Origin of the sequence: Bacteroides sp. CAG:633, assembly GCF_000435115.1 — a bacterium.
Lineage (GTDB): Bacteria > Bacteroidota > Bacteroidia > Bacteroidales > Bacteroidaceae > Bacteroides > Bacteroides ndongoniae.
In genome coordinates, this window is sequence record NZ_FR883156.1 from 4,383 (window position 1) to 29,981 (window position 25,599).

19 protein-coding genes and 1 pseudogene are annotated in these 25,599 nt (G+C 45.3%); 17 read left to right on the forward strand and 3 right to left on the reverse strand.

The window, feature by feature from the left end; all coding sequences use genetic code 11:
* Positions 1-242 (forward strand): annotated as a pseudogene (locus tag QVP67_RS14920) (ribosome biogenesis GTPase Der); the annotation flags it as partial.
* A 175-nt stretch (positions 243-417) separates the two neighbouring features.
* Here the strand turns inward: QVP67_RS14920 and QVP67_RS14925 are convergent.
* Positions 418-600, reverse strand: a complete 183-nt coding sequence (locus QVP67_RS14925; protein ID WP_288180288.1) for a hypothetical protein — start codon at positions 598-600, stop codon at positions 418-420.
* On the opposite strand from QVP67_RS14925, the gene QVP67_RS14930 reads away from it, so the two are divergent.
* Both QVP67_RS14930 and QVP67_RS14935 read left to right on the forward strand, forming a co-directional pair.
* Positions 599-2,836 carry a tetratricopeptide repeat-containing sensor histidine kinase gene (locus QVP67_RS14930; protein ID WP_022164351.1) on the forward strand — a complete coding sequence of 746 codons (2,238 nt, stop codon included), beginning with the start codon at positions 599-601 and terminating at the stop codon, positions 2,834-2,836. The genes QVP67_RS14925 and QVP67_RS14930 overlap by 2 nt on opposite strands.
* A complete protein-coding gene (locus QVP67_RS14935; protein ID WP_022164352.1) occupies positions 2,814-3,467 on the forward strand; it encodes a response regulator in 654 nt (217 codons plus the stop codon). The genes QVP67_RS14930 and QVP67_RS14935 overlap by 23 nt, the downstream gene beginning before the upstream one ends.
* Positions 3,468-3,671: 204 nt before the next feature.
* On the opposite strand, the gene QVP67_RS14940 is transcribed toward QVP67_RS14935, so the two are convergent.
* The gene (locus QVP67_RS14940) at positions 3,672-4,442 is read right to left on the reverse strand and encodes an ABC transporter ATP-binding protein (protein WP_022164353.1); all 771 of its coding nucleotides are present in this window, start codon (positions 4,440-4,442) and stop codon (positions 3,672-3,674) included.
* Positions 4,443-4,474: 32 nt separating this feature from the next.
* Complete coding sequence (locus tag QVP67_RS14945; RefSeq protein WP_022164354.1) at positions 4,475-5,218, reverse strand: MlaE family ABC transporter permease; 744 nt, start codon at positions 5,216-5,218, stop codon at positions 4,475-4,477.
* A 78-nt stretch (positions 5,219-5,296) separates the two neighbouring features.
* Between QVP67_RS14945 and lptB the strand changes: the two genes are divergently transcribed.
* The 14 genes from lptB to mutL form a co-directional block, all read left to right on the forward strand.
* Positions 5,297-6,052 carry an LPS export ABC transporter ATP-binding protein gene (lptB, locus tag QVP67_RS14950; protein ID WP_022164355.1) on the forward strand — a complete coding sequence of 252 codons (756 nt, stop codon included), beginning with the start codon at positions 5,297-5,299 and terminating at the stop codon, positions 6,050-6,052.
* Positions 6,053-6,102: 50 nt separating this feature from the next.
* Complete coding sequence (locus QVP67_RS14955) at positions 6,103-8,022, forward strand: glycoside hydrolase family 97 protein (RefSeq protein WP_022164356.1); 1,920 nt, start codon at positions 6,103-6,105, stop codon at positions 8,020-8,022.
* Between the two features lie 202 nt (positions 8,023-8,224).
* Positions 8,225-10,447 carry a beta-N-acetylglucosaminidase gene (locus QVP67_RS14960; protein WP_022164357.1) on the forward strand — a complete coding sequence of 741 codons (2,223 nt, stop codon included), beginning with the start codon at positions 8,225-8,227 and terminating at the stop codon, positions 10,445-10,447.
* 287 nt (positions 10,448-10,734) lie between these two features.
* The gene (tig, locus tag QVP67_RS14965; protein WP_022164358.1) at positions 10,735-12,090 is read left to right on the forward strand and encodes a trigger factor; all 1,356 of its coding nucleotides are present in this window, start codon (positions 10,735-10,737) and stop codon (positions 12,088-12,090) included.
* A gap of 220 nt (positions 12,091-12,310) precedes the next feature.
* On the forward strand, positions 12,311-12,973 hold the full coding sequence (gene clpP, locus QVP67_RS14970) for an ATP-dependent Clp endopeptidase proteolytic subunit ClpP (RefSeq protein WP_021847796.1): 663 nt from the start codon (positions 12,311-12,313) through the stop codon (positions 12,971-12,973).
* A 2-nt stretch (positions 12,974-12,975) separates the two neighbouring features.
* On the forward strand, positions 12,976-14,220 hold the full coding sequence (clpX, locus tag QVP67_RS14975) for an ATP-dependent Clp protease ATP-binding subunit ClpX (RefSeq protein ID WP_022164359.1): 1,245 nt from the start codon (positions 12,976-12,978) through the stop codon (positions 14,218-14,220).
* A gap of 146 nt (positions 14,221-14,366) precedes the next feature.
* The gene (recQ, locus tag QVP67_RS14980) at positions 14,367-16,550 is read left to right on the forward strand and encodes a DNA helicase RecQ (RefSeq protein ID WP_022164360.1); all 2,184 of its coding nucleotides are present in this window, start codon (positions 14,367-14,369) and stop codon (positions 16,548-16,550) included.
* A gap of 103 nt (positions 16,551-16,653) precedes the next feature.
* A complete protein-coding gene (guaB, locus tag QVP67_RS14985) occupies positions 16,654-18,129 on the forward strand; it encodes an IMP dehydrogenase (RefSeq protein ID WP_022164361.1) in 1,476 nt (491 codons plus the stop codon).
* Positions 18,130-18,229: 100 nt separating this feature from the next.
* Positions 18,230-19,777, forward strand: a complete 1,548-nt coding sequence (locus tag QVP67_RS14990; protein WP_022164362.1) for a peptidylprolyl isomerase — start codon at positions 18,230-18,232, stop codon at positions 19,775-19,777.
* A 57-nt stretch (positions 19,778-19,834) separates the two neighbouring features.
* A complete protein-coding gene (locus tag QVP67_RS14995) occupies positions 19,835-20,677 on the forward strand; it encodes a peptidylprolyl isomerase (protein ID WP_022164363.1) in 843 nt (280 codons plus the stop codon).
* A gap of 16 nt (positions 20,678-20,693) precedes the next feature.
* A complete protein-coding gene (locus QVP67_RS15000; RefSeq protein ID WP_022164364.1) occupies positions 20,694-22,064 on the forward strand; it encodes a peptidylprolyl isomerase in 1,371 nt (456 codons plus the stop codon).
* Positions 22,065-22,066: 2 nt separating this feature from the next.
* Complete coding sequence (locus QVP67_RS15005) at positions 22,067-23,854, forward strand: OstA-like protein (RefSeq protein WP_022164365.1); 1,788 nt, start codon at positions 22,067-22,069, stop codon at positions 23,852-23,854.
* Between the two features lie 4 nt (positions 23,855-23,858).
* Positions 23,859-24,149 (forward strand): hypothetical protein, encoded by a 291-nt coding sequence (locus QVP67_RS15010; RefSeq protein WP_022164366.1) that lies wholly within the window; start codon positions 23,859-23,861, stop codon positions 24,147-24,149.
* A gap of 5 nt (positions 24,150-24,154) precedes the next feature.
* A partial coding sequence (gene mutL / locus QVP67_RS15015) for a DNA mismatch repair endonuclease MutL (RefSeq protein WP_288180289.1) occupies positions 24,155-25,599 on the forward strand: 1,445 nt, incomplete at its 3' end.

The window sequence follows — 25,599 nt, forward strand, 5'->3', positions numbered from 1 at the left end:
CACGTCTGAACGAGGAGATGCTTCCGCTGATCGAGGCCTATCCGCCTCCTTCGACCAAGGGTAAGTATATCAAGATTAAGTATATCACACAGCTTCCCAATACCAAGGTTCCTTCTTTCGTCTATTTTGCCAATTTGCCGCAATATGTGAAAGAACCTTATCGCCGCTTCCTGGAAAACAAGATGCGCGAAAAGTGGAACCTGACGGGTACTCCTATTAACATCTATATCCGTCAGAAGTAAGGAGGGAAGGTGTCGGAGGCATTCCGAAAGCCGTTTGGAGTGCTTTCAGGCCTTGCAAAACGGTGTTTTGAGCCGTGCAAGTGTGGCTCGTGAGCGACACAAGTGTTCTGCACGAGCCGTACAAGTGTTTCACAAATGGAATGCAAGTGTCTGACAAATGACTTGCAAGTGTCTTTTAAAACCCTTCCGTCGGGTTTTCGGAATGAATCATTATTTCTTGACCGCTGGCTGCAAAGCTGGCGGTTTTTTTATGCCCTGTTGTCATTTTATTTTTTGCCGGCGAAAGAAAAATTCCTGAATCGTATGCGGATAGATTGGTTTTCTGTATTTTTGTCGCTGAACCAAAATACGTATACATGAAGATTATAAAGGTATTGTGCATACTTTCGTTTTTTCTGTTCCAAGCAGATTTGTGGGCGGCTGATGAAGGCCGGTTGCTTGAACTGCGTAGGCTGGCTGCCGAAAAGAAAACGATGGAAAGCTATGCCGACGTATGCGCTTACCTGTCTTCGATCGAACGATATCCCGAACTGCTTTCTCTTTATGCCGATTCCATCCGGCAGCTGGCGGTACGCGACAAAAGTCTGGCTGCTTTCAGGGAATACTATGCCTGGAAAGGCGAGGCCTGCTTTGTCGACGGTGATTACGATGCGGGTTTCCGCTGGAAACGCAAAGCGCTCGACCTTGCGGTAAGAGGCCGGATGCAGGACAAAGTTGTTACTTATTCTTCCGACATGGGCTATTATTTCAATGTGTCTGCCTGCTACGATTCAGCCCGTTTCTATCTGAAAAAAGGAATGGAAGCAGCTAGGCACGAGCCACGTATGGCCGAAGACTATCGGGTGATGCTAACCAACTATGCCAGTTCTTTTCTGTACGAAGGCAAGACGGATTCTGCACTTGTCTATACGCTTCAGGCCGAAAAGCGTTCGGAGCTGGATAAAGATACGGCTATGCTGATAGAAAACCTGAATCAGCTGGGCGCTATCTACCGGCGCAAGAAGCGGCTGAATGAATCGATTCATAGTTTTGAACAGGCACTTCGACTGTGCGAGGCTCAAGGTAACTTCCGGACGGTTGCTCACATTTATGGCAACATTGCAACGGTGTATTGCGATTCGGACCAGCCCGAAGCAGCCCTTCCTTTCTCGCAGAAAGCGGTCGACTATGCTTTGCGCTATGGCACTCCGCAGATGATAGGCCTGTTCTATGTCAATCTTGGAGCTATCCAGTGTAATATCGCAGGGAAAAGTCGGGAGGCGGTTGTTACGTTGCAAAAGGCTATTCCGGTGTTGGAAGAAGTAAACAACAAACGACGTCTTTGCGAAGCCTACAATTATCTGGCCAATGCCTATCGTACATTGGGGCAGACGGATAGTGCCATGATTTGTTTGCAAAGCCTGGAGGAAATGGTTGGCGAACTTCGGACGGACGTGGAGCGTTATCGTTATCATCAGACCCGTGCCCCTTTGATGCAGGACAGAAAGCAATATCGTGAGGCGATGGCTTCTTACCTCGCTCTGATAGATATGCAAAAGGCGGGTTATCGCGACATAAAGGATTATGACGTGTATCTGCATTTGTCCGAATGCTTGCATGCGTTGCATGAATATCCAAAGGCCTATAAAAGTCTGCGTACGGCATACGCTTTGCGCGACTCGGCATCGCGTGAGGAATATTCTGAACAGCTTTCGGACTTTCTGGTAAAATATAGGACTAAGGAGAAAGAACTGGAGATTACGCGCTTGCAGCAGAAAGAACTGGAGCGGGAAGCAGCATTGTTGCGCAGCCGTATTGTGTCGGGTGGAACCATTGCTTTGTTGCTGATGCTGATACTTGTTTTTCTTTATGTGCGCCAGCGCCAGAAGGCACGTGTGGCCCAGTTGGCACAGGCGGCAGGTGAAAAGGAACGGCAGTTTCTGGCTTTGCAGAAAGATACCGAACAACGTCTTGCACGCAAGTATATCGACGGATTGGAAAGTGAACGCGAGCGGATGGCTGCCGAACTGCACGATGATGTCTGCAACAGTCTGCTGGCTCTTGGCATGAACATACGGGCGATAACCGAGGACCATCACGACCAGGCGATGAATGAACAGCTTGCTGTGCTCGATGCTACCCGTGAACGCTTGCGCAGCATGTCGCACGAACTGATGCCGCCGGCTTTTCAGTATGCGACCATCGACGAAATGCTGGGCGACTACATCTGGCACCTCTCGCTGCCTGAAGGAACGAAGGCCGAGTATCATTCTACCGAGGGAGTTGACTGGAAACAGATTCCGCAGGCCATCGGTTTTGAGTTTTATCGCATCGTTCAGGAAGCGGTGAGCAATGCTTTGAAGTATGCCGACGCATTGCTGGTCAGAGTAGAGCTGCGGTTGGAAGGAGCATCATTGTCCGTGTGTGTAGACGATGACGGGAAAGGTTTCGACCTGAATAAGAAGAAAAAAGGAATCGGCTTGCAAACCATCATGCAAAGAGCCGAAACCATCGGTGCAACTGTGCAGCTGGATGCTCATCCCGGACAGGGTACGCATCTGGCAGTAACTGTTAAAGTGAAATTGAACGAATATGGAGAAGAGAGAGAAAGCTGAAGTGTTAGTGGTTGACGACCACAGCCTGGTGCTCGAAGGCATTTGCAGGGTTGTGAACCGGATGCCGGAAGCGGTAGTGGCCGATGCGGTGACTTCCGGTATAAAAGCTGCTGAACTGATAGCCAAGCGCGATTACGATATTTATATACTGGATGTCAGCATTCCCGACCTGTCTGGCTTTGAGCTGATAGCCCGCATACGCGAGCTGAATGAACAGGCGCTGATTATTGTAAATACGATGCACGAAGAAGTGTGGATAGCAAACAGGCTTGCCCAGAGCGGGGTCAATGCCGTTATACTGAAGGCTTCGGCATCGTCCGAATTGGCAGCGGCTATTCGCAGTGTTCTTCAGGGGAAGTCGTACACCTGCCCTCGTTTTGCATCTATTTGTCGGATGTTGGCCCGTCATTCGGCCGAACTGTTGCCTCACGACCTTCCTACACGGCGCGAGCTTGAAGTGTTGCAGGGCATAGCAAAGGGACTGAGTACTCGTGAGATAGCAGCCCAGTTGAGTATTTCGGAAAATACGGTAGAGACTTTCCGTAAAAGGCTGATATCTAAATTTGATGCTCGAAATTCCGTTGATATGGTATTGAAAGCCGTGTCACGGGGATGGCTGAAGTTGGAATAAGGACGAAAAAGGAGCCTCTCACGGTTTTCCGTGATTTTTATATGAAAACTATAGGTTATTTTTGTGGCGTATTTGAAATCTCCTTTAATGCTTCGGATAGGAAGCATATAGCAGACAAATGTATATCGTGATGATATGCAATTCTATTAACTGGTTTTATGAGAACAAAAAAACGCAGCTCTTTATGGCTGCGTTTTTTGTATCTTATCCTTCGATATTCTGGATTTCTACTTCTCTTACTTTGCGGAACAGGTCCGAAGCAAAGATGAAATTGTTCAGCCGTTCGTTGCTCGAAGTGAAAATGTCGTCTTTACTGCCTTCCCATTCTTTATGACCTTCATAGATGAAAATAATTTCTTCGCCGATCCCCATCACCGAGTTCATATCGTGTGTGTTGATAAGGGTTGTCATGTTGTATTCGCGTGTAATGTCCTGTATCAGCTCGTCGATGACCAGCGATGTCTTAGGGTCGAGGCCCGAGTTGGGCTCGTCGCAGAACAGGTATTGCGGGTTCAGTGCGATGGCACGGGCTATGGCTACACGCTTTTGCATACCGCCGCTTATTTCGCCGGGATATTTGTTTTGGGCTTCGGTCAGGTTGACACGGTCCAGGCAGAACATGGCACGGCGGGTACGGTCGCGTAAAGTGTCGTTGCTGAACATATTCAGCGGAAACATGACGTTTTCCAGCACAGTCATTGAGTCGAAGAGTGCGGCGCTTTGAAAAATCATACCCATTTCGCGCCGTAAGGCTTTTTTCTCCTTCTTGTTCATTGTCAAGAAGTTGCGGTTGTCGTACAGCAGCTCTCCTTTTTCGGGTGTCAGCAGTCCGACGATGCACTTCATCAGTACGGTTTTTCCCGAACCGCTTTGTCCGATAATCAGGCTGGTCTTTCCATTCTCGAAGGTAGCACTGATGTCGGTCAATACGTTCTTTTCTTCAAATGACTTGCATAGTCCTTTCAGTTCTATCATAATTGTTTCTGTTTTCTGTTACGATTTTCCGTTTATCCCATCAATAGTTGTGTCAGTACCAGGTCGGCAAAAAGTATCAGTACGCTACTGGTCACAACCGAGTCGGTCGAGGCTTTGCCCACTTCGATAGATCCGCCGTCGACGGTATAGCCGAAGAAAGCCGATACGCTGGCAATGATGAAGGCAAAAAACAGTGACTTGATGATGCCGCACCAGATGAACCATTCTACAAACATGTATTGCAGACCGTATTCGAGGTCGGTAGCCGTCATAATGCCCCCGAACCAGCAGGTGGCAAAGGCTCCGATGATGCCGGCGAAGATACTGAAAGTCACCAGCAACGGAATCATGGTAACCATGGCGAATATTTTGGGCAGAATGAGATAGCTGGCCGAATTGACTCCCATGATTTCAAGTGCGTCAATCTGCTGCGTGACGCGCATTGTTCCCAGTTCGGAAGCGATGTTGGAACCGACTTTTCCTGCCAGAATCAGACACATGATGGAGGACGAGAATTCCAGCAGCATGATTTCGCGGGTCACATAGCCAACGGTCCATCGGGGCATCCAGGGGCTTTCGATGTTCAGCTTGATCTGTATGGTGATAACGGCGCCGATGAAGAACGATATCAGCAATACGATGCCGATGGAGTTTACGCCCAGCTTCTCCATTTCGTTGAGGTATTGGCGGAAGAACATGCGCATACGTTCGGGGCGGGAGAAAGTTCGTCCCATGAGCATGAAATATCTTCCTACTGTCTTAAGGGCTTTTATCATAACTTCTGAGTTAGTATTTGTCTGCAAATGTACGGCTTTTCAGCATATTTTGCTACATTTGCGGCAAAATTAGCTGATATGGAAGAAACTAAAATGGTGCTTCGCACGGAAGATTTGGTCAAAAAGTACGGAAAGCGCACAGTGGTAAGTCATGTATCGTTTGATGTCAAGCAGGGAGAGATTGTCGGACTGCTCGGACCGAATGGTGCCGGAAAGACTACGTCGTTCTACATGACAGTAGGATTGATAACTCCTAACGAAGGTCGTATTTTCCTGGACGATCTTGACATCACGAAATATCCGGTGTATAAGCGTGCTCAGACCGGCATCGGTTATCTGGCGCAGGAAGCTTCCGTTTTCCGTCAGATGAGTGTGGAAGACAATATCGCTTCTGTACTTGAGATGACTAACAAACCCTTGGAATATCAGAAAGAAAAACTGGAAAGCCTGATAGCCGAGTTCCGTCTTCAGAAAGTACGTAAGAACAAGGGTAACCAGCTTTCGGGTGGTGAGCGTCGACGTACGGAGATTGCCCGCTGTCTGGCTATCGACCCCAAATTTATTATGCTTGACGAACCTTTTGCCGGTGTCGACCCGATTGCTGTAGAAGATATCCAACAGATTGTATGGCGACTGAAGGATAAGAACATCGGTATTCTTATTACCGACCACAACGTGCAGGAAACATTGAGTATCACCAGTCGTGCTTACCTGCTGTTCGAGGGCAAGATTCTGTTCCAGGGTACGCCTGAAGAGTTGGCCGAGAATAAGATTGTGCGCGAAAAGTACTTGAGTAACAGCTTTGTGCTGCGTCGCAAGGATTTTATGGTTTAGTCTTTTCGCTCGCAGACAAACTACCTTAGATTATTTAATGCCGAAATATTATGAAACATTTGATGAAACTACTGTATTGTTTTTTGTTCTTTCTGTCTTTTGCCGGTTGTGGTAAAGCTACAGAGTATGTTTTGACATCTCCTGCCGGAGAGATTTCTCTCGAAGTATTCCAATCCGATAGCGGAAACTGGAGTTATCGTTTGTCTGCTTACGACTCTCTGTTGGTGAATACTTCGTTGTTAGGATTTCAGGATTCTCTGAACAGCCAGCTGTTTACTGCCAGTCGTGTTAAGCTGGTATCTGCAGAAAGAAATCAGCATGATGGTGTCTGGAAACCGGTATGGGGCAAACGAAGCAGTGTAAAAGACTGCTACAACGAACTTTTTCTGACTTTTTCTTTGGGAGATTCCGACCGTACGCTCGGCATGGCTTTCCGGGCTTACGATGATGGTGTAGCATTCCGCTATTTTGTTCCCGAAGATTCTCCATTGGCTATAGATAAGGTGACGGAAAGTACCCGTTTTGCTTTCAATGGCGATTATACAGCTTGGTTCTATAATAACGAGTGGCATAATATCGGCCCTGAACGTCTGACTGAATCGGAAGGTACCCGCCAGCCTGTAATGACAGTACAGGTGGACAGTACGTTGTACATGGCTCTGCACGAAGCCGACTTGCATACCGATGCTCCTTTGCTTTTGCGTTCAGCCAAAGGCGAACGGACTTTTGAAGTCGAACCTCAGGCGGTCGACCTGGCAGCGGGCTATCTGTCAGCATGGAGAGTGATTTTTGTAGGACGTACTCCTGGCGAGATGGTCGATTCTCACCTGATTGAATTGCTGAATCCCGATCCTACGGGCGACTTTTCGTGGGTGAAACCCGGTGTGGCTGTTTGGGACTGGCGTATTGACGGTGCCCAATGGGAAGGCTTTACGTATGGAATGAATTATCCTTCGTGGGTACGTATGATTGACTTTGCAGCCGAACAACATATTCCTTATCTGGTGCTTGATGCCAATTGGTACGGTCCTGAACACGAGGCAGAGTCTAATCCGATTTCGGGAGACAAATCATCGGATGTAAAACGTATTATCCAATATGGTAAGGAAAAAGGGGTGGGCGTATGGCTCTATCTGAACGATGTAGGCGGACGGCGATATCCTATCGAAGAAACTCTTTCGCAATATGCTTCGTGGGGAGCAGCCGGAATCAAATATGGCTTTATGAGCGGAACTCCCCGTGAAAAGAATCTGTGGACACAGAAAATAACTGCTTTGTGCGCACAGAACAGGCTGCTTGTCGATTTCCACGATGGTCCTGTTCATCCTTACGGTCAGATGCGTACGTGGCCCAATGCCGTTACGCGTGAATATTGTCAGGCACAGCTCGATGCCCATCGGGTATTCCAGCCTAAGACATTTGTTACTTCTGTATTTGTCAATATGATAGCAGGTCCCATCGACATGAACAACGGTATGTTCGACCTACGGCAGGGGCACACTACCCGTGTGGATGAAAGCCAGCCGGTTCCTTCTACTTTGGTGTCCGAGGCTGCGCGTACGCTTATCGTCTTTTCGGGAGCTACTGTTATTCCTGATATTCCTGAATTCTATCGTAAATACCCTCCTTTGTTGGAGTTCATCAGTGCACAGCAGATGCCTTGGTTGGAGAGCCGTACGCTTTGTGGAAAGATTGGTGAGTACATTGCCATGATGAGAGAAACGAAAGAGGCTTATCTGGTAGGTGTGGCTACGAACGAAGAGGGACGCACACTCGACCTGCCAATGGATTTTCTGGAGAAAGGAACGGAATACGAGGCTGTGGTGGTGGAAGACGGCGATGATGCCCATTACCTGCATAATCGCGAGCAGCTGAAAGTGCGTCGGCAACAGGTGTCGGTCGATTCTGTAGTGCAGGTGAAGCTGGCTCCGGGTGGTGGCTGCTGTTTGCTGATCAGAAAGAAAATCTGATGTGAATCTGTTTGGCTGCTGCTTGGAGAGCATAATTTGTAGTTGTCCTTACATCGATAATGAAAAGCTGCAGCTTATATTCGGAGATTTATATAAAAAGAGCTGGCTGGGTGGCAGATTATTGGCGTTTTTTTAGAATGGAAGGTGGTTTATATGAATGAAAGGCGTATTTTTGTACCCGATCATAATTAAACTAACTCCTATGAAAAGAAAACTACTGCTATCCGGAATTATGGGTTGTCTGTCGTTAGGCATGTTGTCTGCCCAAGAATTCCATTTACAACCCACTCCTCAGGTTTATGAAACGTCTCAGGACAGCATTGCTCTTCCTTTGACTTATGTACTTTCTGCTGATCAGAAACTGGAAGATTCTCCTGCCTTGCTTTTGCTTGAAAAATTATTGCCTGGTAAGGCTGAAAAGGCAGCGTTTCGTATCAGTATCGGTACTAAGGGCGATAAAGCCGTGAAAAAGTACGCTCGACGTATTCCTGTCAATCCGGAAGGTTATTATCTGAAGATAGATAAGGACGAGATTATTATTGCTGGTACCGACGAACGGGGTACTTATTATGGCGTGCAGACGCTGGCTCAGTTACTTACTTTGCCTAAATTGCCTTTGGCTGAGATAACGGACTATCCTGATGTGCCTTACCGTGGTGTGGTAGAAGGCTTTTATGGTACTCCCTGGAGTCATGAGGCACGTCTTAGTCAGCTGGAGTTTTATGGACGTAATAAAATGAATGTTTATTTGTATGGTCCGAAAGACGATCCTTATCATAGTACTCCCAACTGGCGGAAACCTTATCCTGAACGTGAAGCGGCTCAGCTGAAAGAACTGGTAGACAAAGCTGCCGAGAATGGGGTAATCTTTTATTGGGCTATCCATCCGGGACAGGATATTAAGTGGAACGATGAAGATCGTCAGAATCTGCTGAATAAGTTCGAACGCATGTATGAGCTGGGTGTGCGTGGTTTTGCTGTTTTCTTCGATGATATTTCGGGTGAAGGAACCAAAGCTGACAAGCAGGCCGAACTGCTTAATTATCTGGATGACCATTTTGTAAAGGTGAAGGGCGATGTGGAACCGCTCATCATGTGTCCTACGGAATATAACAGATCGTGGTCTAACGTGGCTGGAGGCTATCTTACTACGTTGGGCGAGAAACTGAACCCGGGCATTCAGATCATGTGGACAGGAAACCGTGTTATTGCCACGATCGACCGTGAATCGATGGACTTTATCAATCCTTTAATAAAACGTAAAGCTTACATCTGGTGGAATTTCCCGGTTTCAGACTATGTACGCGATCACTTGCTTATGGGACCGGTTTATGGTAACGGACTCGATATTGCCGATCAAATGGAAGGTTTTGTCTCTAATCCGATGGAACATGCCGAAGCTTCTAAAATAGCTTTGTATAGTGTGGCAGACTATGCTTGGAATCTGGCAGACTATGACAGTGATGCTTCCTGGAAACGTGCTATTCGCAGTTTGATGCCTCTTCACGCTGCCAGTCTTGAAACTTTTGCTGCTCACAATTCCGATTTGGGAGTTAACGGTCATGGGTTCCGTCGCGATGAGTCTGTGGCCCTGCAACCGGCTTTACAGGCATTGCTCTCGGCTTATAAGGAAAATGGGACTATCGATGAAAATGCGTTCAGCCAGGTAGAAACGGAATGCCGGAAAATTGTAGAGGCGGCCGATTGCTTGATGGCATCGCAAGAAAATATGGCTTTGATAACCGAAATAGAACCGTGGCTGATGCAGTTTAAACTGGTGGGACAATATGGAGAGTCGGTGCTCCGTATGCTGCAATCTCTTAAAGCTTCGGATGCTGAGGCTTTTGATGCTGCTTATGCACACGCCAAGGCCTTGCAGATGCTGATGTACAAAATTGATACTTCTTACAATCAGAATCCCTATCAGCCTGGGGTGAAAAGCGGAAGCAAAGAATTGTTGCCTACCTTTAATGCTTTGTTTGTATCAGCTGTTACTCGTTATAACAATAAGTATAAGATGCAGCTTGATACCCGTGCTGCTTACATGCCTTATACCATGAGCAGCAACGTTCCTCAGCTGGCTTCCTTATCTGTTTCGCATAAAGGTAAGGGCGGTAGTGTGGCTGCTGTCAATGAGGTAATTCGCTGGCAACCGGGTGGTGAATTTGTTCTGTCAATAGATGGCTTGCGCACACTGAAAAGTTTGTCTGTTGATTTGGGTATTGCGGATATGGCGGCTTCTTTCCGCCTCGAAACGACTGTTGACGGTCGAAATTGGGAGTCTGTTCCTCTTCAGCCAGTGAATGGTAAAACACGTTTTAATGGCCAGGTCGCTGGGCGTAAGGTGCAGAAGATTCGTCTGATTAGTATTTCTGCTCAGGAACAACAAGTTTATTTCAAACGTTTTATGTTTGAAGAAGAGTAGATTCTTATAAAAACAGTTTGCTAAAAAAAAGTTTGTACGGAGGCCGAATTTCAGCCTCCGTACTTATTTGTCTCCTTTTGTAAAAATGATCGATTCTTACTATTGACAGATGCCTGTATAAAAAGTTGCGGAGGAGGCTGTGCGGAGAAGATAGAATAACCAAGTAGAATGTTACTGAAATGAAATAATTTGGCGATGTTTTTGATAATTGAAAGATTAACGCTAATTTTGCGCACTCATTTTGAGAATTTGGAATATAGTATAAATCAAATAAATAATTTGTCACGATGAACGTTTCATTGCAAAACATTGACAAGGTAAGCGCACTGCTTACTGTAAAGCTCGAAAAAGCAGATTATCAGGAAAGGGTGGACAAGGCTTTGAAGCACCTCCGCCAGAAAGCACAAATGCCGGGTTTCCGTCCGGGCATGGTTCCTATGGGGCTGGTGAAGAAGATGTACGGAAAATCTGTACTGGCCGAAGAAGTGAACAAGTTGCTTTCAGAAACTGTATATAAGTATATTCAGGACAATAAGGTAAACATCTTGGGCGAACCGCTGCCTAATGAAGAAAAACAACCGGCTATCGATTTCGATACAATGGAAGAATTTGAATTCTTGTTTGACATCGCTTTGGCACCTGAGTTCAAAGTAGAAGTTAGCAAGGATGACAAGGTAGACTATTATGATATCGAGGTAACCGATGAGATGGTAAACAATCAGGTGAAAGCCTATACTCAACGCAACGGAAAGTATGAACAGGTTGAGACTTATGCCGAGAACGATCTGTTGAAAGGTCTGCTGGCAGAACTTGATGAGGAAGGAAACACCAAGGAAGGCGGTATCCAGGTAGAAGGTGCTGTGATGATGCCTGCCTATATGAAGAATGACGAACAGAAGGCTATCTTCGCCAATGCTAAGGTGAATGATGTGCTGGTGTTCAATCCTCACACTGCATGGGATGGCAATCCGGCAGAACTGGCTTCGTTGTTGAAGATCGATAAGGAGGCTGCTGCTGAAATGAAGTCTAACTTCAGCTATCAGGTAGAAGAAATTACCCGCTTCGTAGAAGGTGAACTGAACCAGGATATCTTCGATCAAGTATTTGGTGAGGGTAATGTAAAGACTGAAGAAGAATTCCGTGCTAAGGTGAAAGAAGTTATCGCTAACCAGTTTGTTGCTGATAGCGACTATAAGTTCCTTATCGACTTGCGCAAAGTGTTGACCGATAAGATTGGCAAGCTTGAATTCCCCGATGCATTGCTGAAGCGCATTATGCGTCTGAACAATCCTGATAAGGACGAGAAGTTTGTTGAGGACAACTACGACAAGAGCATTGAAGAGCTGACTTGGCACCTGATTAAGGAGCAGTTGGTGAAAGCTAACGATATCAAAGTTGAGCAAAAGGATATTACCGACATGGCTAAGGAAGCTACCCGTGCACAGTTTGCACAATACGGTATGCTGAGTGTGCCCGATGAAATTCTGGAAAACTACTCGAAAGAGATGTTGAAGAAGAAAGAAAGTGTTGAAGGTCTGGTGAACCGTGTAGTAGAAACCAAACTTGCTACTGCATTGAAGCCGCAGGTAACATTGGAAAACAAGGCTATTTCGGCTGTTGACTTTAACAAAATGTTTGAATAATATAACCGAAAATAGCAGGCAATAAGCTTTGTAACAAATAGATAAGGGATAGGTTCAGATAATTATCATATCCATATTTGTTGCTTATAGTTTGCAGCTTGTTACTTAAAAAAACAGGGATGTTTGAAAAACTCTTCAAACATCCTTGTTTTTTTTGTGTCTATCTATTCTTTTTTGTTTCTTTGCACCCGTTTTTAATTTAATAATAAATCGAAAGACAATGGATGATTTTAGAAAATACGCAACCAAGCATTTGGGTATGAATAGCTTGGTGCTGGACGATGTAATCAAGTCGCAAGCCGGGTATCTGAATCCATATATTTTGGAGGAACGCCAGCTTAATGTGACGCAGCTCGACGTATTCTCGCGTTTGATGATGGACCGTATCATTTTTCTTGGTACACAAATCGATGACTATACGGCCAATACTCTGCAGGCACAATTGCTTTATCTCGACTCGGTAGATCCGGGTAAGGACATATCTATTTATATCAATTCACCGGGCGGATCGGTGTATGCCGGATTGGGCATTTATGATACGATGCAGTTTATCAGTAGTGATGTGGCTACGATCTGTACAGGTATGGCAGCCAGCATGGCAGCTGTTTTATTGGTAGCTGGAGCGGAAGGAAAGCGCTCGGCGTTGACCCATTCACGTGTCATGATTCACCAGCCGATGGGTGGAGCACAGGGACAGGCTTCGGACATTGAAATTACTGCCCGCGAAATTCAGAAATTGAAGAAAGAACTTTATACTATTATTGCCGATCATTCGCATACTCCTTTCGATAAAGTATGGGCTGATTCTGATCGCGATTATTGGATGACTGCCCAAGAGGCAAAAGAATATGGCATGGTAGACGAAGTATTGATTAAGAAATAAGTATGGCAGATTCGAGACGAAATAAGAATAGATGTAGTTTTTGTGGTCGTTCGGAAGATGAGGTAGGCTTTCTTATCACGGGCATGAACGGCTTCATTTGTGACAGTTGTGCTACCCAGGCCTATGAGATAGCACAAGAAGCAATGGGAGCCGCCAAAAAGAACGGGGTCTCAAAACTGAATCTTGCGGAATTGCCGAAGCCGGCAGAAATCAAGGCTTTTCTTGATCAATATGTTATTGGACAAGACGATGCCAAACGTTATTTGTCAGTATCTGTTTATAATCATTATAAACGTCTGCTGCAGAAGGATGCAGGAGATGATGTAGAGATTGAAAAATCGAATATCATCATGGTAGGAAGTACTGGTACCGGTAAAACATTACTGGCACGTACGATTGCCAAACTGCTGCATGTCCCTTTTACCATTGTAGATGCGACGGTACTGACCGAGGCTGGTTATGTGGGCGAAGATATAGAAAGTATCTTGACCCGTTTATTGCAAGTGGCGGATTACAATGTGCCCGAAGCTGAGCGGGGTATAGTCTTTATCGACGAGATCGATAAGATTGCCCGCAAAGGAGATAATCCTTCTATTACCCGTGATGTTAGCGGAGAGGGGGTACAACAAGGCCTGTTGAAACTGCTTGAAGGTTCGGTGGTGAATGTTCCTCCCCAGGGAGGGCGTAAGCATCCTGATCAGAAGATGATTCCTGTGAACACGAAAAACATTCTGTTCATTTGCGGTGGTGCTTTTGATGGAATTGAGAAGAAGATCGCTCAGCGTTTGAATACGCATGTCGTCGGTTATAATGCTGTGCGTAATACGGCTACTATTGATAAAAAGAATCTGATGCAGTATATCGCTCCTCAAGACTTGAAGTCGTTTGGACTGATTCCTGAAATCATAGGTCGTTTGCCGGTATTGACATATCTCAATCCGCTTGACCGTAATGCATTGCGGGCTATTTTGACTGAACCTAAAAATTCTATCATCAAGCAATATATCAAGCTGTTTGAAATGGACGGAGTACAGCTGACTTTCGAGGATGCTGTTTTTGAATACATTGTCGATAAGGCGGTAGAATACAAGTTGGGTGCCCGTGGATTGCGTGCCATTGTGGAGACAATCATGATGGATGCGATGTTCGAAGTTCCTTCCGAACAGAAAAAAACATTTGTCGTGACGTTGGATTATGCCAAAAGCCAGCTTGAAAAGGCTAATGTGGCTCGTTTGCAAAATGCTTAAAATCAAAAGCTAATCTCTGTCTGATTACTTTTTTTGAAGTTTCAGAAAAAATAATCAGCAGAATATGCTTGAAATTTAAGAAGTTGTTTATAACTTTGTTAGTGTGACTAATAAAACTGATAATTGAATAAACAACCTAACGAATCATGGCAGGGAAGAATATAAATTTGACAGACCAGCTGAAGAAATACTTCGGGTTCGACACATTTAAAGGAAATCAGGAAGCTATCATTAAAAACTTGTTGGCAGGTAATGATACCTTTGTATTGATGCCTACCGGTGGAGGAAAATCTTTGTGCTATCAGTTACCTTCGTTGTTGATGGAAGGAACGGCCATTGTAATTTCTCCCTTGATTGCTTTGATGAAGAATCAGGTCGATGCGATGCGTAACTTTAGCGAGGAAGAGGGAGTAGCCCATTTTATTAATTCTTCTCTGAACAAGAGTGCGATTGATCAGGTGAAGTCAGACATTATTAACGGCAAGACCAAGTTGCTGTATGTCGCGCCGGAATCGCTGACGAAGGAGGAAAATGTGGAGTTTCTTAAGACAGTGAAAATTTCGTTTTACGCTGTTGACGAAGCTCACTGTATTTCGGAGTGGGGGCATGATTTCCGTCCGGAATACCGCAGGATTCGTCCGATTATCAACGAGATAGGAAAGGCTCCGCTGATTGCACTTACTGCGACAGCCACACCGAAGGTGCAGCACGATATTCAGAAGAATCTGGGTATGATAGAAGCACAGGTGTTTAAGTCATCCTTCAATCGGCCTAACCTTTATTATGAGGTACGTCCCAAAACAGCCAATGTGGATCGTGACATCATAAAGTTTATCAAGAATAATCCTGAAAAATCGGGTATTATTTATTGCTTAAGCCGGAAAAAGGTGGAAGAACTGGCCGAAATACTTCAGGCAAATGGCATTAACGCACGTCCGTATCATGCAGGAATGGATTCTGCTACGCGTACTCAAAATCAGGATGATTTCCTGATGGAGAAGATCGATGTTATTGTGGCTACAATAGCATTCGGTATGGGAATCGATAAACCTGATGTACGCTTCGTGATCCATTATGATATACCGAAAAGTCTGGAGGGATATTATCAGGAAACTGGCCGTGCCGGTCGTGATGGAGGAGAAGGACAATGCATTACTTTTTATACCAATAAAGACTTGCAGAAACTGGAAAAGTTTATGCAGGGAAAACCTGTAGCAGAGCAGGAAATAGGCAAGCAGCTTCTGCTGGAAACCGCTGCGTATGCCGAATCATCCGTGTGCCGCCGCAAAACGCTGCTGCATTATTTCGGTGAAGAGTACACGGAAGATAATTGTGGAAATTGTGACAACTGTTTAAATCCGAAAAAACAAGTGGAAGCTCAAAATTTATTATGTACTGTCATTGAAACTGTTCTTGCCGTAAAGGAGAACTTCAAGGCAGATTATATTATAGATGTGATACAAGGAAAGGAAACTTCTGAAGTTCTGGCTCATTTGCATGAAGATCTGGAAGTGTTCGGATCCGGAATGGGAGAAGAAGATAAAACCTGGAATGCCGTTATTCGTCAGGCTTTGATAGCCGGTTATCTGAGCAAAGATGTAGAAAACTATGGTTTGCTGAAGGTGACAGATGAAGGACGTAAATTCCTGAAGCATCCGAAATCTTTCAAAATTGTGGAAGATACCGATTTTGAAGAATTGGAAGAAGAAGCTCCGATGCGGGGAGGAGGCTCGTGTGCTGTGGATCCGGCGTTATACTCCATGCTGAAAGATTTGCGCAAGAAGCTGTCCAAGCAATTGGAAGTACCGCCTTATGTGATTTTCCAGGATCCATCGCTGGAGGCAATGGCTACCATTTATCCTGTAACGTTGGAGGAACTACAGAATATTCCCGGAGTAGGAGCAGGCAAGGCTAAACGTTATGGTGAAGAATTCTGTAAGCTGATCAAACGCCATTGTGAAGAAAATGAAATTGAGCGTCCGGAAGACTTACGTGTGCGCACTGTTGCCAACAAGTCGAAAATGAAGGTGGCTATCATTCAGGCGATCGACCGTAAGGTGGCTTTGGATGATATAGCAATGTCGAAAGGTATTGAGTTTGACGAATTGCTGGATGAAATAGAAGCCATTGTTTATTCTGGTACCAAACTGAATATCGATTATTTCCTCGAAGATATTATGGACGAGGATCATATGCTTGATATTTACGATTACTTTAAAGAATCGACAACGGACAACATTGATGATGCGTTGGATGAATTAGGCGATGATTTTACCGAAGAAGAAGTGCGTCTTGTGCGTATTAAGTTTATCTCGGAAATGGCAAATTAAGCTTGGAAAGTTAGCTTAATAAAAGAAAAAATATTGCGTGTAGATATACGGACATGGAATAAAAACCGTATATTTGCACGCAATAAATTTTAAACGCATACCTATGTCATTTATTGCTGATAAGATTGTTATGGATGGATTGACTTACGATGATGTATTGTTGATCCCCGCTTATTCTGAAGTACTTCCTAAAACTGTCGAACTCTCGACAAAGTTTTCAAGAAACATTGAGTTGAAAATTCCTTTTGTAACGGCTGCTATGGATACTGTTACAGAAGCCAAAATGGCAATTGCCATTGCGCGTGAAGGTGGAATCGGTGTGATTCATAAAAACATGTCTATCGAAGAACAGGCACGCCAGGTAGCTATTGTAAAGCGTGCTGAAAACGGTATGATTTATGATCCCGTTACCATTAAGAGAGGCTCTTCTGTTGCCGATGCATTGTCATTGATGGCAGAATATAAGATTGGAGGTATTCCGGTTGTAGACGATGAAGGACATTTGGTAGGAATTGTCACTAACCGTGACCTTCGTTTTGAGAAAGATCATAGCAAACGCATTGATGAAGTGATGACGAAAGAAAATATCGTCACAACCAATCAGACAACCGATCTGGAGGCTGCAGCGCAAATACTTCAGGAACATAAGATTGAGAAACTGCCTGTTGTGGACAAAGATAACAAGCTGGTTGGTCTGATCACTTATAAAGACATAACAAAAGCCAAAGATAAACCTATGGCCTGCAAAGATGCAAAGGGACGTTTGCGCGTAGCAGCTGGTGTAGGAGTTACGGTTGACACACTCGACCGTATGCGTGCTTTGGTTGAGGCTGGAGCCGATGCTATTGTAATTGATACAGCTCATGGACATTCTAAATATGTTATTGAGAAGCTGAAAGAAGCAAAGCAAGTTTTCCCTGATATTGATATTGTAGTAGGTAATGTTGCTACCGGAGAAGCAGCTAAGGCTTTGGTTGAGGCTGGTGCTGATGGAGTAAAAGTTGGTATCGGTCCGGGATCTATCTGTACAACCCGTGTTGTAGCAGGTGTGGGAGTTCCTCAGCTGACTGCTGTTTATGATGTTGCCAAGGCTTTGGAAGGAACCGGTGTGCCTTTGATTGCTGATGGTGGTTTGCGCTATTCGGGCGATGTTGTCAAGGCTCTTGCTGCCGGTGGTTGGAGTGTAATGATTGGTTCTTTAGTAGCTGGAACAGAAGAGTCGCCGGGCGATACAATCATTTTCAATGGCCGTAAATTTAAGTCATATCGTGGTATGGGTTCTTTGGAAGCAATGGAAAATGGTTCGAAAGACCGTTATTTCCAAAGCGGAACCAGTGATGTGAAGAAGCTTGTACCTGAAGGTATTGCGGCCCGTGTACCGTATAAAGGTACTTTGTATGAGGTTATCTATCAGTTGGTAGGTGGCTTGCGTGCCGGTATGGGTTATTGTGGTGCTTCCAATATCGAAAAGCTGCATGAAGCTAAGTTCACTCGTATTACTAATGCTGGTGTTCTTGAAAGCCATCCTCACGATGTAGCTATTACCAGCGAAGCACCTAATTATAGCCGTCCTGAATAATAACAGTGAGATAAAGTTAAAATGCCCGGGGAGTAGTATATGCTTTTCGGGCATTCTTTGCTTTAAAATAGCTTTTTAAATATTTATCTTTGTAGCAAATATGATTGTAGGAAAATGGTTCCGTTTTGCCTGTATACTGATTGGGCTTATATTGATTTATCCCATGATGTTACAGGGAAATCCGTTGATGATACGTATCAACGGAAAGGAAATCTCATATTCGGATTTTAGACGGATATGTGAGCGGGACAGTATTTTCTTTCCTACTGGGCGAATGGATCCGATTGACCGTTTTATTGATTTTTGCTTGATGGTTGAGGCTGCCCGACAGGCGGGAATGGATACTTTGCCGGATATTCGGCAGCAGGTAGAAGAATATCGTCGAAAGCTGTCAAAGCCTTATTTGCTTAACGAACAAGTTGTTGATAAGATTGTAGAAGCAACGTACAAGAGGATGGCAACCGGGTATGATGCTGAACGCGTGCAGGTTTGCCATGTATTTAGATATCTTCCTCAAAACGCGTCTGCCCGGATGCTTCATGCTGCCGAAGTACGTATGGATTCGATATACGAGGCAATACAGAAGGGGAGCTCCTTTGAAGAGTGTGTGCGGTGTTTTTCTGATGAGAAACAGGCGTTTTGGGTAGGTCGTTTGCAGATGCCTATAGAATTTGAAGATGTTGTTTTCCGTATGAAGCCAGGGCAGATATCAAAGCCTTTTTTCACACCTCAGGGAATTCATATCGTAAAGGTGCTGGCTAGGGAAGAAATCCCTCCATTTTCTGCCATCAAGGACAGTCTGATAGAAAAGCATGTCAGTCGGATTCAGGTGAAAAAAGAGATGGCATCTGTTGTGGAAAAGTTGAAGAAGGATTTTGGCTATAATCCCGATCATCTTGCGATGCAGGAACTGTATAGGACTGGCCATACAACTCGGACTTTGTTTGTCCTTGGCGGCAAACCTTATACGGGTGTTGATTTTAATGCTTTTGCCGCAGCTCACCCAGGAACTATATCTCGACAAATAGAAGACTTTATCGCCAAGTCTGTACTCGATTTGGAGAATTCTTGTTTGGAGCAGAAATATCCGGAACTGGCTGGACAGTTGCAGGTTTATCAGGACAGTTTGCTGGCTTACGAAATCTATCGTAAGGAAGTGTATGAGAAAAACTTTTGTGATGATGCTCGGCTGAAGTCGTATTTTGAAACTCATCGGACTAAGTACGATTGGAAAGAACCGCGATACAGGGGATTGGTTGTTCATGCCGTTACCAAACGGATGGCCAAACAGGTCCGTAAATTTTTGAAGAAATTGCCTGAGGCGGAATGGAACAATGCTGTGCGACTTGTTTTCAATGCGGATGGGAAGTCGCAGGTCAGCATTGAATACGGTACGTTTGCGGTAGGTGAAAATGCTTTTGTTGATGAACTGGTGTTTAAAAAAAGGAAAGCACTTCCCTTGCCGGATCATCCTTTTACTGTTGTAGAGGGGAAAAGAGTGAACGGTCCTGAAAGCTATCAGGAGATTCGTGACAGGCTTTTGGTTGATTATTATCAGGATGCGGGGCTACGTTGGTTGGACAGTTTGAGGGCTGTAAGTAAGGTTGAAATTAACCAAGAGGTTTTAAAAACCGTTAATAATCACTGAAGCAACCAATTAAACCACTATCTTCGTAACTCAAAATAAAGAAAATATCATTTAGCAATGCGAACAACCTGTTTTGGGCTTATTTTTATGCTACTTTGTGTGTCGTGTGGCGAACACTACGACCATGAAGGAAAGACGCCTTTGGTAGAGCTGAATGGGAATTTTCTTTATCGTGAAGATTTGCAATCGGTGCTGCCACCCGATTTGTCGAAAGATGACAGTTTGTTGTTCGCCGAGAACTACATCCGTAATTGGGCAGAGGATATTTTATTGTACGATAAGGCATGTGATAATATACCCGACAATAAGGAAATCGATAAATTGGTTGATAATTACAGAAGGGCACTGATTATGCACACTTATCAGCAGGCACTGATACACCAGAAGTTGGCTGATGAGATTACTGAACAAGAGCTGGTCGATTATTATAATAATAACCAGGGGCTTTTCAAGATAGACCGTCCCTTGATAAAGGGACTCTTTATTAAAGTTCCGCTGACAGCTCCTCATATTGCCAATGTCCGTCGTTGGTACAAGTCGGAGACTTCCGATGCTGTAGAACATCTGGAGAAGTATCAGATGCGGAACGCTGTGAAATATGAGTACTTTTATGACAGATGGGTTCCTGTGTCCGAAGTGCTTGGCATGATGCCTTTGGATAAACCCGATGCTGAGGAATATCTCAATAAAAACCGCCATATAGAGCTGAAAGACACAGCTTTCTATTACTTTTTGAATGTAAGCGATTATCGTCCGGTTGGCGAACAGGAACCGTACGAATTTGCCCGTAAACATGTGAAAGATATGCTATTGAACCTGAAGCAAGTTGTCTTTATGAAAGATTTGAAAGACGGCATGTACGAGAGAGCGGTGAAAAAGAATGAGATTAAATTTTATTAGTAATAAGACATCAAGAATGAGAAAGTTTATGAACGTTAAGTTTATAGTTTTGTTTGCCTTGACATTACTTGCCGGTTCTGCTGCTTACGGACAAGACAACGTGATTGATGAGGTAGTTTGGGTAGTAGGTGACGAGGCTATATTAAAATCCGAAGTGGAAGAAGCACGTCTGAATGCTTTGTGGGAAAACCGCCGGTTCGACGGTGATCCGTATTGTATGATTCCTGAAGAGATTGCTGTGCAGAAACTGTTTTTGCACCAGGCTGCTCTCGACAGTATTGAGGTTCCTGAAAATGAAGTTATTCAGCGTGTTGACTATATGACCAATATGTATATTGCCAACATCGGTTCACGCGAGAAGATGGAGGAGTATTTTAATAAAACATCCAGCCAGATTCGCGAGACTTTGCGTGAAAATGCCCGCGAAGGGATCACGGTGCAGAAGATGCAGCAGAAGCTGGTTGGAGACATCAAAGTAACTCCGGCCGAAGTACGCCGTTATTTTAAAGATTTGCCACAAGACAGTATCCCTTATATTCCTACTCAGGTGGAAGTGCAGATTATCACACAGCAGCCTAAAGTTCCTTTGGAAGAAATAGAGGATGTAAAGAGACGCTTGCGTGAATATACAGAGCGTGTCAACAAAGGAGAAAGCTTTACAATGCTGGCACGTATGTATTCCGAAGATAAGGGTTCGGCTATCAACGGTGGTGAGCTGCCTCGTTTTATGGGACGTGGTGAGCTTGACCCAGCTTTTGCCAATGTCGCCTTTAATCTTCAAAGTCCTGATAAGGTGTCGAAGATTGTAGAATCGGAATTTGGTTATCACATCATTCAGCTGGTAGAAAAACGAGGCGACCGCATTAAGGTACGTCATATTTTGCTGAAACCTCATATTCCCGAGGCTGCACTGACGGCTGCTACTGAACGTCTGGACTCTATTGCCGATGATATCCGTAACAATAAGTTCTCGTTTGAGGAGGCTGCTTCTTTGCTTTCGCATGATAAGGATACGCGCAATAACTACGGTTTGCTGCCTAATCCCAATAATAATACTTCCAAATTCGAGATGCAGGAACTGCCGCCCGAGATTGCCAAGGTGGTAGACAAGATGCAGGTAGGAGAGATTTCAGAAGCGTTCACAATGATTCCCGAACGTACGGGTAAGGAAGAGTGTGTCATTGTTAAGCTGAAGAGTCGTACCAACGGGCACAAAGCTACCGTGGCCGATGATTACCAGAATCTGAAAAATATTGTATTGGAGAAAAAACGTGCAGAAGTGTTGGACAAGTGGATACGCGAGAAGCAGAAACACACGTACGTCCGCATCAATGACAAGTGGAAAAAAGATTGTGCATTCAAATATCCGGGCTGGATTAAAGAATAAATATGAAAAGATATAAGAATGGTCTGCTATACAGGCATAGATACCTCCTGACAGGTATTCTATGCCTGTTTGGTGTCTGTTTGTTAGGAGCTCAAGACAAAAAAACGCTATCGAAGACACCGGTTAGGAAGACGGAGAGAGTTGTCAAGGACACTGCTGTGCAGGATACAGTGGTGAAAAAGAAAACTTCGGCTCAAACTACCGGAACTTCTCATGCTTCCGGTGGGAAGGGAACGAACCAGAGAGCCGGGAAAACACGTGTCGACCTGTTGTACGCCGACGAAGCACAGGCTGACAAACAAATGCGTCCCGATGTGCAGGTGCTGATTGGTTCGGTGCGGTTGAGGCACGACAGCATGTATATGTTTTGCGACAGTGCTTTGATTTTCGAGAAAATCAATTCGGTGGAAGCCTTCGGGAATGTTCATATGGAACAGGGAGATACGCTGTTCATTTATGGCGATTATCTGTATTATGACGGAATGTCGCAGCTGGCCATGTTGCGCGAAAATGTCCGGATGATCAACCGTAATACGGTGCTTACTACCGACAGTTTGAACTATGACCGGCTTTACAATCTGGGTTATTATTTCGAAGGAGGAACGTTGACCGACGAAGAAAACGTATTGACTTCAGTGTGGGGAGAATATAGTCCCGCTACCAAATTGGCAGTATTCAATCATGATGTCAAACTGGTGAATCCGAAATTTGTGTTGACTTCGGATACTCTGAAATACAGTACGCAGACAAAGATCGCAACCATCCTCGGTCCGTCGGACATTGTGAGCGAGCAGAATCATATTTATTCCGAACGTGGATTTTATAACACCAATAGCGAACAGGCCGAGTTGCTGGATCGTTCGGTGCTGACCAATCAAGGGAAAAAACTGACTGGCGACAGTCTTTTCTACGACCGGAAGCTGGGATACGGAGAAGCATTCGATAATGTTCAGATGAACGATACCGTCAACCGCAACATGCTGACCGGTGACTACTGTTTCTATAACGAGTTGACGGGAAATGCTGTGGCAACCAAGCGGGCTGTGGCTATCGACTATTCGCAGGGCGACAGCTTGTTTATGCATGCCGACACGTTGCGTCTGGTGACTTTCAATCTTGATACCGATTCCATGTATCGTGAAATGCGTGCCTATCATAAAGTACGTGCTTACCGTACCGATGTGCAGGCAGTGTGTGACTCGATGGTATATAACTCTAAGGATTCCTGCATGACAATGTACACCGACCCCATCATGTGGTATGGCGAACAGCAGTTGCTGGGCGAGGAAATCAAGGTGTATATGAACGACAGCACCATCGACTGGGCTCATATCATCAACCAGGCATTGGCTGTAGAGCAGAAAGACTCCATACACTACAATCAGGTGGCCGGAAAAGAAATGAAAGCCTATTTCGTTGGAGGAGAAATGCGCCGGGTCGATGTCAACGGTAACGTATTGGTTGTTTTCTATCCTGTTGAAGAGAAGGACAGTACGCTGATGATGCTGAACTATTCTGAGGGAGGCTTCCTGCGAATGTTGCTGAAAGACCGTAAAATGGAACAGGGAGCTTTTATCGGCAAGGCCAATGGCATAGCCTATCCGATGGACCAGATTCCTGCGGAGAAATACAAACTGCCTTCTTTTGTCTGGTTCGATTATATACGCCCTCTCAATAAAGATGATATTTTTGAGTGGAGAGGTAAAAAAGCAGGTGACGTATTGCAGAAAAGTGATCGAAAACCTGTAACTTCGCCAAAGAATATGCATATCAAACGAACTAAAAAATAGAGTTATGGGAATGTTTACAATGCGGAAGCCCCGTGGCTTCAATCATCCCTATATCTATGTGGATGAGCGGAAAGAAAAACTGGCAAAGATGGAAGAGAAAGCCAAGCGCGAACTTGGCATGTTGCCCGAAAAAGAATTTTCGCCCGAAGACATCCGGGGGAAGTTTGTGGAAGGTACTACCCATTTGAAGCGTCGCAAGGAGAGCGAACGTCGCCCCATGCACTTTGGGGTAGCCTTGATTCTGATTGCCGTCCTGTTCTATATATGGTATGCCATCAGTAATGGGATTATTTGATTATCATGAGCGATATCATTCATTTACTTCCCGATTCGGTTGCTAACCAGATAGCGGCCGGAGAGGTGATTCAACGTCCGGCATCGGTTATTAAGGAACTGGTAGAGAATGCCATCGATGCCGAAGCACAGGAAATTCATGTTTTAGTGACGGATGCAGGCAAGACTTGCATTCAGGTGATTGACGACGGAAAAGGTATGTCCGAAACGGATGCACGTCTTTCCTTCGAGCGTCATGCCACTTCCAAAATCCGTGAGGCGGCCGATTTGTTTGCCTTGCGCACCATGGGCTTTCGTGGTGAGGCGCTTGCGTCGATTGCGGCCGTAGCCGAAGTAGAGCTGAAGACCAGGCCGGCCGACGAGGAACTGGGTACCCGTCTGGTCATTGCCGGATCGAAAGTCGAGAGCCAGGAAGCAGTTTCCTGCCCCAAAGGCAGTAACTTCTCGGTCAAGAATCTCTTCTTCAATGTGCCTGCCCGTCGTAAGTTTCTGAAAGCCAATTCTACGGAGCTGAGTAATATTTTGGCCGAGTTCGAGCGCATCGCGTTGGTGCATCCCGATGTGGCCTTCTACCTTTACAGCAACGATGCCGAACTGTTCAATCTTCCTCCCATGCCTCTGCGCCAGCGCATTCTGGCAGTGTTTGGCAAGAAGCTGAACCAGCAGTTGCTTTCGGTCGACGTGGACACCAGCATGATAAAAATCTCAGGCTATGTGGCCAAGCCGGAGTCGGCACGCAAGAAAGGGGCACATCAGTATTTCTTCGTGAACGGGCGTTACATGCGTCATCCCTATTTTCACAAGGCAGTGATGGAGGCTTACGAGCAGCTGATTCCTGCCGGCGAGCAGATTTCTTATTTCATTTATTTTGAGGTCGATCCTGCCAATATCGATGTGAACATTCATCCTACCAAGACCGAAATCAAGTTCGAGAACGAACAGGCCATCTGGCAGATTCTGTCGGCGGCAGTCAAGGAGTCGCTGGGTAAGTTCAGTGCCATTCCGCAGATCGACTTCGACACGGAAGATATGCCGGATATTCCGGCCTTCGAACAGGCCCGGCCGATAGAGCCGCCCAAGGTGCATTATAATGCTGATTTCAATCCGTTCAAGTCATCATCTTCGTCGTCGTATGGTGGCGGGGGTAATTATTCCCGTCAGCAGGTAGAGTGGGAGGGACTCTATGCAGGTTTGGAGAAGGCCAGCAAGATGAATGCGCCGGAGTTTACGGAACCAGACGGTGAAAGCTGGGAGGAAGAATCTGCATCCGACGCCTTTATGGCTTCGTCGGCTGTTACTGCTCCTTCGGATACAGCGCCTACATCGCTTTACGGTCAGGAGACCGGGATGGAAAAGGGTGCGCAACATCTGCAGTTCAAGGGACGTTTCATTCTGACGTCCGTCAAATCGGGACTAATGCTCATCGACCAGCATCGTGCACATGTGCGTGT

Bases quoted from the DNA above. Each gene is read 5' to 3' on its own strand.
- QVP67_RS14930 (WP_022164351.1), top strand. From the start codon at position 599: ATGAAGATTATAAAGGTATTGTGCATACTTTCGTTTTTTCTGTTCCAA.
- QVP67_RS14925 (WP_288180288.1), bottom strand. From the start codon at position 600: ATGTATACGTATTTTGGTTCAGCGACAAAAATACAGAAAACCAATCTA.
- QVP67_RS14935 (WP_022164352.1), top strand. From the start codon at position 2,814: ATGGAGAAGAGAGAGAAAGCTGAAGTGTTAGTGGTTGACGACCACAGC.
- QVP67_RS14940 (WP_022164353.1), bottom strand. From the start codon at position 4,442: ATGATAGAACTGAAAGGACTATGCAAGTCATTTGAAGAAAAGAACGTA.
- QVP67_RS14945 (WP_022164354.1), bottom strand. From the start codon at position 5,218: ATGATAAAAGCCCTTAAGACAGTAGGAAGATATTTCATGCTCATGGGA.
- lptB (WP_022164355.1), top strand. From the start codon at position 5,297: ATGGAAGAAACTAAAATGGTGCTTCGCACGGAAGATTTGGTCAAAAAG.
- QVP67_RS14955 (WP_022164356.1), top strand. From the start codon at position 6,103: ATGAAACATTTGATGAAACTACTGTATTGTTTTTTGTTCTTTCTGTCT.
- QVP67_RS14960 (WP_022164357.1), top strand. From the start codon at position 8,225: ATGAAAAGAAAACTACTGCTATCCGGAATTATGGGTTGTCTGTCGTTA.
- tig (WP_022164358.1), top strand. From the start codon at position 10,735: ATGAACGTTTCATTGCAAAACATTGACAAGGTAAGCGCACTGCTTACT.
- clpP (WP_021847796.1), top strand. From the start codon at position 12,311: ATGGATGATTTTAGAAAATACGCAACCAAGCATTTGGGTATGAATAGC.
- clpX (WP_022164359.1), top strand. From the start codon at position 12,976: ATGGCAGATTCGAGACGAAATAAGAATAGATGTAGTTTTTGTGGTCGT.
- recQ (WP_022164360.1), top strand. From the start codon at position 14,367: ATGGCAGGGAAGAATATAAATTTGACAGACCAGCTGAAGAAATACTTC.
- guaB (WP_022164361.1), top strand. From the start codon at position 16,654: ATGTCATTTATTGCTGATAAGATTGTTATGGATGGATTGACTTACGAT.
- QVP67_RS14990 (WP_022164362.1), top strand. From the start codon at position 18,230: ATGATTGTAGGAAAATGGTTCCGTTTTGCCTGTATACTGATTGGGCTT.
- QVP67_RS14995 (WP_022164363.1), top strand. From the start codon at position 19,835: ATGCGAACAACCTGTTTTGGGCTTATTTTTATGCTACTTTGTGTGTCG.
- QVP67_RS15000 (WP_022164364.1), top strand. From the start codon at position 20,694: ATGAGAAAGTTTATGAACGTTAAGTTTATAGTTTTGTTTGCCTTGACA.
- QVP67_RS15005 (WP_022164365.1), top strand. From the start codon at position 22,067: ATGAAAAGATATAAGAATGGTCTGCTATACAGGCATAGATACCTCCTG.
- QVP67_RS15010 (WP_022164366.1), top strand. From the start codon at position 23,859: ATGGGAATGTTTACAATGCGGAAGCCCCGTGGCTTCAATCATCCCTAT.